Source organism: Nitratidesulfovibrio sp. 1201_IL3209, from assembly GCF_036763125.1.
Classification (GTDB): domain Bacteria; phylum Desulfobacterota; class Desulfovibrionia; order Desulfovibrionales; family Desulfovibrionaceae; genus Cupidesulfovibrio.
On record NZ_JBAIYT010000058.1, the window covers coordinates 1 to 7,283 of the forward strand.

Sequence of the window (7,283 nt, forward strand, 5' to 3'; positions counted from 1 at the left end):
TCAAGGGGTAGCCAAAGAGACAAAGGCACTGGCTTGAACGCAGTGAAAGCAGCGTCCTTTAGGCGCAGGCCGGTAATATGCCCTTATAGGGCAGAGCAAACCACCCGCTATGCGGGTGGTTTTGATTGTGGGAAGCCGGATGGGCGTGCCGGGCGGATGGACAGGCGCGGGAATTCGCGGAGTGCGTCCGCCGGGGGGGGGGCAGCGGGCAGGGGGGAACGGAAATGCCCCGGAAGCGGGTGTCCGCCGGGTTGTCCGGTTATTCGCCCTTGGTGTCGGCGGGCGTGGCGCTGCCGTTGCCCGCGCCGCCAGCCCCGTTGCCGTCGCCGTCCTCCGGTTCCTCCAGGGTATCGTCCACCCGGTAGCGGCGGTACAGCAGGTAGCCCAGCAGGCTGGAGACCACGAACAGCACGGCGCTGGCGGTGGTGCGCAACTCGGGCGAGACGCGCACGCCGCTGCCCAGCAGGGCGAAGATGAAGGTCTGCGGCACGTATCCGGCGGCCGATCCGGCGAAGAAGGGCAGCGCGGGAATGGCGCTGACCCCGGCCAGCAGGTTGGTCAGCATGTTGTTGCCCACCGGCAGGCAGCGGATGATGAACGACATGGTGAACGGGTCGCGCCCGAGAAAGGCGTTGATCTTGGCCACCCGGCGGCTGAACCGGCGTGCCACGAACGATTGCCCGGCCAGCCGCGCGTAATAGAAGGTGACCACGCAGCCCATGACCGTGGCCAGCGTGCCCCACACCGTGCCCAGCGCCGCGCCGAAGGCGTAGCCGCCCAGGAAGCCGACCACCTGCCGGGGCATGCCCACGGCGGTGAGCAGGCAGCCCACGCCAAGGTACAGGGCCAGCCCGGAGAAGCCGTGGTCGCGGATGTTGGCGTCCACCCAAGCGGTGTCCAGGGCGTCGTGCAGGCCGGAAAGGCGCAGCAGCGCGATGGCGGCCGCAAGGCCGAGGAAGACGAACGCACCCTTGAGCACGCGTTTGAGCAGTCGGGAGGGGCGAGTGGTCATGCGGGGCGATGGCAGGGGCCGGGTGAGGGTGGACGGAACCAGCCGGTTTTCCATTGCGGCGGCCGGGGATTGGGCAGAGGCTGGCGGGCGGCATGGGCCGCATGTGGGCAGTAGCGGCAACGGGCCATGACGTCAAGGTGCCGGGGCGGCGTCAGCGCTGTCGCGGCCAGAGCAGGGGCAGGGCCAACACCTGCCCGGACAGCAGCAGCATGTCGCGTTCCAGCAGGGCGAAGAGGGCCACCAGCCCGCCGCCGGTCAGCATGACGATGGGCGGGATGCGTGGGATGCGCGGGCCGGGCGCGGCCGGGGCAGTGCCGGGGGCGATGCCGTCGGAAGCGGCGGGTGCGAAAGGGACGGGGCCGGATGTGCGCGGTTGGGCGGCATCGCCGCCGTCGGCAGGTGCGGCCGTGTGATGACGGGCGCGTGGCGTTCCGTCACGCGGGGCGGCCCCGGCGGAATCTGGTCCCCGGCCACGGCGCAGCGTCCACGCCAGCACGGCGACCTGCGCCAGCAGGCCGGTGGCCAGGATGGCCCAACGGGCGGGCCAGAGCGTCCATTCAAGGGTGTCCATGCGGTGCGGCGTGTCCGGGCGGCGTGTCCGGGCGACGTGTCCGGGCGACATGTCTGGGCGACGTGTCTGGGCGGCGCGACAGCGGTGCGCCAGTGGAGGCGAAGAGGGAAGGCCGTCCCGGCCGGATGTCCCGCTCCTAATTGTGGTCGGCGATGTCGTAGTTGATGTAGCGGCGCTTCATCCACGCCACGGCCAGAAGGTCGAAGGCGGCGGTCTTGGCGCGGCTGAAGGCCCCGTACTTGGAAACGCCGTGCAGGCGCGGGCGGTGGTTCACCTTCAGTTCGGCCACCGTCGCGCCCTGCATTTTCATCAGCGTGGGCAGAAAGCGGTGCATGCCGGTGAACATGGGAATGCGCCGGGCCATGGCGGTGCGCAGCACCTTCAGCGAGCAGCCGGTGTCCTTCACCGTCTCGCCGGTCAGGCGGTTGCGGATGGCGTTGGCCCATTTCGAGGCGATGCGCTTGGCAAAGGTGTCCTTGCGCTTGGCGCGCCAGCCTATGACCATGTCGTACCCGCGCTCGTATTCGGCGAGCATGGCGGGGATGTCGGCGGGGTCGTTCTGCAGGTCGGCGTCCATGGTCACGACGACCTCGTGGCGCACGGCCTGGAATCCGGCCGCGAACGCGGCGGACTGCCCGCAGTTCTTGCGGAACGACAGGTAGCGCACCTGGGGGTGCCCGGCCGCAAGGGCCTTGATGACCTCAAGGCTGCGGTCCTTGCTGCCGTCGTCCACGAACAGCACTTCCCACTCCTTGCCAAGGTTGGCGAGGGAGCGGCGGATTTCCTCGAACAGGGCGGGCAGGTTGTCCTGCTCGTTGTACACGGGCAGCACGACGGAGAGTGAGGTGATGTTCTGCATGGCCCGCACTACATAAGGAATTTGCCCGGCGATGTAAATGTGCGGTTGACAGTCCGGCTGCCCCCGCGTATACACACCTTCTTCGCTGGGGTGGCAAGCCCCACATCGTGTCGCGGGGTGGAGCAGCTCGGTAGCTCGTCGGGCTCATAACCCGAAGGTCGTCGGTTCAAATCCGGCCCCCGCAACCAGAAAAATTAGAGGCTTACAAGGATATCCTTGTAAGCCTCTTTTTGTTGTTGGCGTTTAGCCCCACTATAGCCCCACCTTTTGCTAGGGGTGGTTTGGGATGGTAAGGGATAAGCGCTTGGTAAGGGGCTGTGCTTCCGTCAGTATTGCCCCTTAAATGGCTGTGGGGCGTTTTGCTAGTTGTCTATGGAGCTCACGGAATGGCTAGAGGGGGTTGGTATGAGCGATATGAAAAAGTATGAGGGGTCTATTTTTAGGGGGTATCGGTATCGTATCGTCGGCGGTGGGAGCGAATGGTTTGGAGAAGTTGTAAATGTTCCTCAAGTGACGAGTGTGCGCGGAAAAAGTAAGTATGCGGTTAAGTCTTTGTTGCGTAGGGGTATCAGGGAGTACGTTTGGACGTGTGATGATTGTGGAGTAATTCCACAACGCTCGTGCGCCACGGTAGAACTTTTGAGACACATAGATGTGGATGGTGTTTGTAGTGAAGAAATGGTTTCTTTTTATACTCTTTTATGTAATCATGGTGTCGTTTTTACTGATGTAATATGGCTTTTCTCGAATGAGAATTTCGTCATCAAGAGGAGAATGTTAGAGAAGGTTGTTCTTGATGCTAAAGACGTCGGGGGTGAAAGGCTGGCTTTATTTATTAATATATCAAATTTTGGTGGTGAATGTAGTATTTCAAGGCAACCATATCCTGATTTTTTTAGTGTTTCGATAGATAATACTAGGGGTGTTATGGAGGTGCATTTCTTTGATATTGAGGAACATAGGGAAAGGTACTGTTTTGATGTCAATATTGAGACGCCATCAGGGTTAAAGGTTGATGCTGTGAATGTGTTTCGTTCTGGAGATGGCAGAAATTCTGTTTTTTATGGGTATACGACATTGTCAAGAGAACGTTTTTTTAGCTTTAATATTGTTGCTTTTGAATTTTTTAGGTCAGCATTTGGACTTCCAAAAAAAATGTGTGGATCTGATATAAGGGGTGTTGCGATTTGCGCTCATGCTTTTGTAAATGCGGTAGTGGGGAGAGTCTATTTTTCGGATCTTGGGATGGGGCAATTTTTGAGAGAATGCTGTGAAGAAGCATCGCTTTATCTTCAGAGTTTTTATTTCATAACGAAGTATAAGGTTGGTTGTGATAGAATGTTCCGATGGGCAAGTGTTAACCATTTTCGAGAAATTTTGCAGTGGTTTGACTCTGATGCATTGCATAAAGATGGATATTATAAGAATATGATCTGTGAATTGTGGAAGTCGACTAGGGGTAGTGGGAGTGTTTTAGACACGATTATAATAGAAATTATAGCAATGCGATATGAAAATAAGCGCAATAGTGATATATATGAGCGTGTTGTTAGGATGTTTGCGAAATGCGGTGAGCACGGTTTTAAGGCAAGAAGGGAGTTAAAGTTTAATGATTCTGGTAGTATTTCGCAAAAAATTAGTAACGTTATTAATTCAAAACCGGTGAAATTATTTATTGAGAGTAATTTATTTCCTCAGCCATTGGGGGATAAAAGGGCGTTGTAGTCTTCAGAGGGGTGCGTTTGTAAATTTACATTCACAGAGTGATCTTGATCTGATCTTGAAAAAGCACATGTGAGTATATGCGAAGAGGGGGGTAGCGTGGTCTGCCCTCCTCTCGCTTTTTCCTGTAAATCTGTTTTTATGTATCTTTTATTGAGTTATGAAAGTTTGGTTGTGTGGTTGTAATAGATTGATATTAAAGAATTAAATGCATTGGTGCTAACCGTGAAACCTCGGGTGTGCTAGCCGTACTTTGGCTAGAGTTGGTCCTGTGTCACCAACTCAGCCTAAAGGGAGGCAGTAATGACGGACCTGTTGAGTCGTATGGATTTTCCAGCCCTCTTTCCTCGAGTGGCTGTCGGGCGTCTGACAAGCGGCATTATTCAGCCAAAGACGTTGGCGAACTTAGACAGTCTTGGCTTAGGCCCCAGCAAGCGTTGGCGCGTCGGGCGCAGCGTCTTCTATGAGCGGGATTCGTTCATCGAATGGTTCGCTAGCCGGGTGAAGTTGCCTGAATCCAAAACTATCCGGGGCGGCAAACCTGTCCCCCAAAGCCGGAGCGCTGAGGTGCTTGGCTATCTTACTGATGGTTTTGGAGTGGGCTAAGCGTGTCCGTGATTGGCCGCGTTGCTCCTGACCACGCTTTGGTGTGGCGCGGCCAATTCCTATCTTTACCACGAGTGCCACGAGGTATGTATGTATACGAATCATTATTCGGGTAGGACTTGTACATTTAGTCCAAGGTTTCGTGAGTACTCCACTGAGCAGGACGCAGTTCGGCGTCTATCTATCTTGGAGTACTTGGCGCGTGAAACGGTCGAGATTGAGCTTCGCAAGAACCCACAAGCTGCTTTCGATCGTTTGGATATTTCTATGTCGAACGATGACTTCAACGTTGAAATTGATCCAAGAAAAAGAGGATATGGGTCATGGTTGCACTATTCAAATGGTCGGAATGGGCAAAGTTTGGTCGATTTGGTGACGTTACATTTAGGGTTCGACACTATTCGTGGTTTTTTTAGAATTGCGGCATTGTTGAACATAGACACGAGCCCTGAGGCGCGCTTTTTTCAGGGGTGCGACCCCGGTTGGCATGAGTGCAGAGTCGGTGTTGAGGCTAGAGGCTTTAAAAGAGGTGCGAATAGCTATCCTTACTATAAGTTGAATAATGCAAGTGGAGTATTTTACCATTATACAAAAGATAATGGTGATCTGAGAGGAGGTGTTGTTAAGTTTTTTGATGAAAAAGGAACGGTCTTTAAGCTCCCACTCGTCAAGTTCTATAAGAATAATAAATACAATTCTTGTCATACAGAGTGGCAGTGGCGCGCATTTCATGGGTTTTTTCCGTTGTTCGATCTGCATAAACTTGTAGCAGAACCGCTGCATACTGTGCTTTGCGCCTTGGACGAGGAAACAGCTTCTCAGATATCATTGGATCATGGGTGGCTCGTTAAGAGTGGCGTAGTCCCTACTACTTGGCCTGGAGGGCGAAAGGGGATTGCTTGCACTGACTGGAGCGCGTTGAAGGGGCGCGAAGTGCTCCTACTCCCGTCTTATGCCGCGGATGGTTACCGCCAGATATATGAAGCCAGCCGCGCCATTCAGAAAGCCGGGGCAGGACGAGTTCGGATTCTGTCACGAGAACCTCAATGGGATTTTCGTGGAGAAACGGAGCGCTTTGCCCATGACCTCGCGTTTTGGAATGATCCGGTTCGAAGGCTTTCTCCCAGTGCCTTTTGCGAAGAGGCTGAGCGCCTCTTTGGGCTGAATCTTGATGGCCAAGTGGAAACTGCATTCCAAAGCAAGTCCCTGGAGACGCTGCTGGCGATGCCTGAAGAGCCACGGCCATACGTGCTCAAGCCAGTTATGCTGTGCCCCGGCTTGATGATGCTGGTCGCGGGAACAGGGGTTGGGAAGACCTGGGTCGCGTTAGCAGTTGCGCTTGCCGTGTGGAAGGGGACTTCTGCGTTAGGCGGGAAGTGGACAGCTTCCCGCACACGGAATGTGCTCTACCTTGATGGTGAGATGGGCGAGAGTGCGTGCAGGGAGCGCTTGAATGCCTTGGGTCAAGCTCAGGGACATACGGTAGACGAAGAAATCGGGGGAAAGGGGTTCGAGTTGCTTTCTACCATGACAGAAGGCAATGCCTTGCCTGACCTTGGTACGGAGGAAGGCGGCAAGGCCCTGCTGGGCTGGATCGACAAGCAGTTCCCGGATGTCGAGTTCATCGTGTTCGATAACCTGTCGACCTTGGCCCCGACGGCATGCGGCAACAGCACTGAGTGCCAGGAGGCATTTCGCGCGTTGCTCAAGAAGTTGAAGGCGCGGGGGATTTCTTGCCTGATTGTGCAGCATACCTCAAAGACGGGAGACCAGCGTGGCAGCAACGCTAAACTCGACATATTGGATGCCGTGGTGAAGCTTGATCGGCCCAGCAAAAAGGGCACCGCCGAGAAGACCACGACGATCACCGTTTCGTACGAAAAATGCCGTAACGCGTTCGGCAGTGATATAGAGCCGTTTACAGTGGAGCTATCGCCTCCGGACGGGCTGCTAGCGACCTCGGCTTGCGAAGGCCAGACCAAAAAAAAGGCCCCGGATGTGGACGGCCTCCATCCTGCATGGCTTGAGGATGCCAAGCGCATGCAGCAAGACGGCATGAGTTGCCGGAAAATTGCTCAGGAGCTTGCCAAATCATACGACAATGCCCCTAGCCATGAAACTGTCAGAAAATGGCTAAAAGAATTGGGTGAATAGTTGCAGGGGGAGGCGCTAGCCTCCCCCTGTTTTCATGTATGGCTCTCGCCTTCAGGCAGCGCCAAAGGTTCGTCGTCGCAGCCGTCCGTTCTCGTGGTGCCTGTCTCCGACAATATAGCAGCAGCGAACACGCCAGCGACACCGGCCAGGCAGCCGCCAAGAAACACCCAGGCCCTGTTCATTCCCTTGTCCTTGGACTCGTGCTCAGTCATCGATGCTCTCCTTGACGACATTAAGTACCGCGATGGCTATGGCGATGATTGATCCCCAGCTTATGCCCATATTCTTCTCCTCGGGGTGCGGACCTTGGGGCAGTCCGCGAAGAGGACGCATTCCGCAGGCGGCAGAAGGCATTTCTT

At 55.7% G+C, this 7,283-nt stretch carries 7 protein-coding genes and 1 tRNA gene; 4 read left to right on the top strand and 4 right to left on the bottom strand.

The window, feature by feature from the left end:
- Positions 1-259: 259 nt before the first annotated feature.
- From V6B97_RS16800 to V6B97_RS16810, 3 genes are all read right to left on the bottom strand, one after another.
- Complete coding sequence (locus V6B97_RS16800; protein ID WP_333507672.1) at positions 260-1,012, bottom strand: TVP38/TMEM64 family protein; 753 nt, start codon at positions 1,010-1,012, stop codon at positions 260-262.
- 151 nt (positions 1,013-1,163) lie between these two features.
- Complete coding sequence (locus tag V6B97_RS16805) at positions 1,164-1,583, bottom strand: hypothetical protein (RefSeq protein ID WP_333507673.1); 420 nt, start codon at positions 1,581-1,583, stop codon at positions 1,164-1,166.
- Positions 1,584-1,719: 136 nt separating this feature from the next.
- A complete protein-coding gene (locus V6B97_RS16810; protein WP_333507674.1) occupies positions 1,720-2,442 on the bottom strand; it encodes a glycosyltransferase family 2 protein in 723 nt (240 codons plus the stop codon).
- A gap of 111 nt (positions 2,443-2,553) precedes the next feature.
- Between V6B97_RS16810 and V6B97_RS16815 the strand changes: the two genes are divergently transcribed.
- The 4 genes from V6B97_RS16815 to V6B97_RS16830 all read left to right on the top strand — a co-directional run bounded on the left by V6B97_RS16815 (position 2,554) and on the right by V6B97_RS16830 (position 6,924).
- Positions 2,554-2,630 (top strand) — tRNA-Met (locus V6B97_RS16815).
- Positions 2,631-2,847: 217 nt separating this feature from the next.
- Entirely contained in the window at positions 2,848-4,167 is a 1,320-nt protein-coding gene (locus V6B97_RS16820) for a hypothetical protein (RefSeq protein WP_333507675.1), read from the top strand.
- A 300-nt stretch (positions 4,168-4,467) separates the two neighbouring features.
- Positions 4,468-4,770, top strand: a complete 303-nt coding sequence (locus V6B97_RS16825; RefSeq protein ID WP_333507676.1) for a hypothetical protein — start codon at positions 4,468-4,470, stop codon at positions 4,768-4,770.
- 195 nt (positions 4,771-4,965) lie between these two features.
- Entirely contained in the window at positions 4,966-6,924 is a 1,959-nt protein-coding gene (locus V6B97_RS16830; RefSeq protein WP_333507677.1) for an AAA family ATPase, read from the top strand.
- Positions 6,925-6,956: 32 nt separating this feature from the next.
- Here V6B97_RS16830 and V6B97_RS16835 read toward each other — a convergent pair whose 3' ends face one another.
- Complete coding sequence (locus V6B97_RS16835) at positions 6,957-7,136, bottom strand: hypothetical protein (RefSeq protein ID WP_333507678.1); 180 nt, start codon at positions 7,134-7,136, stop codon at positions 6,957-6,959.
- Between the last annotated feature and the right edge of the window lie 147 nt (positions 7,137-7,283).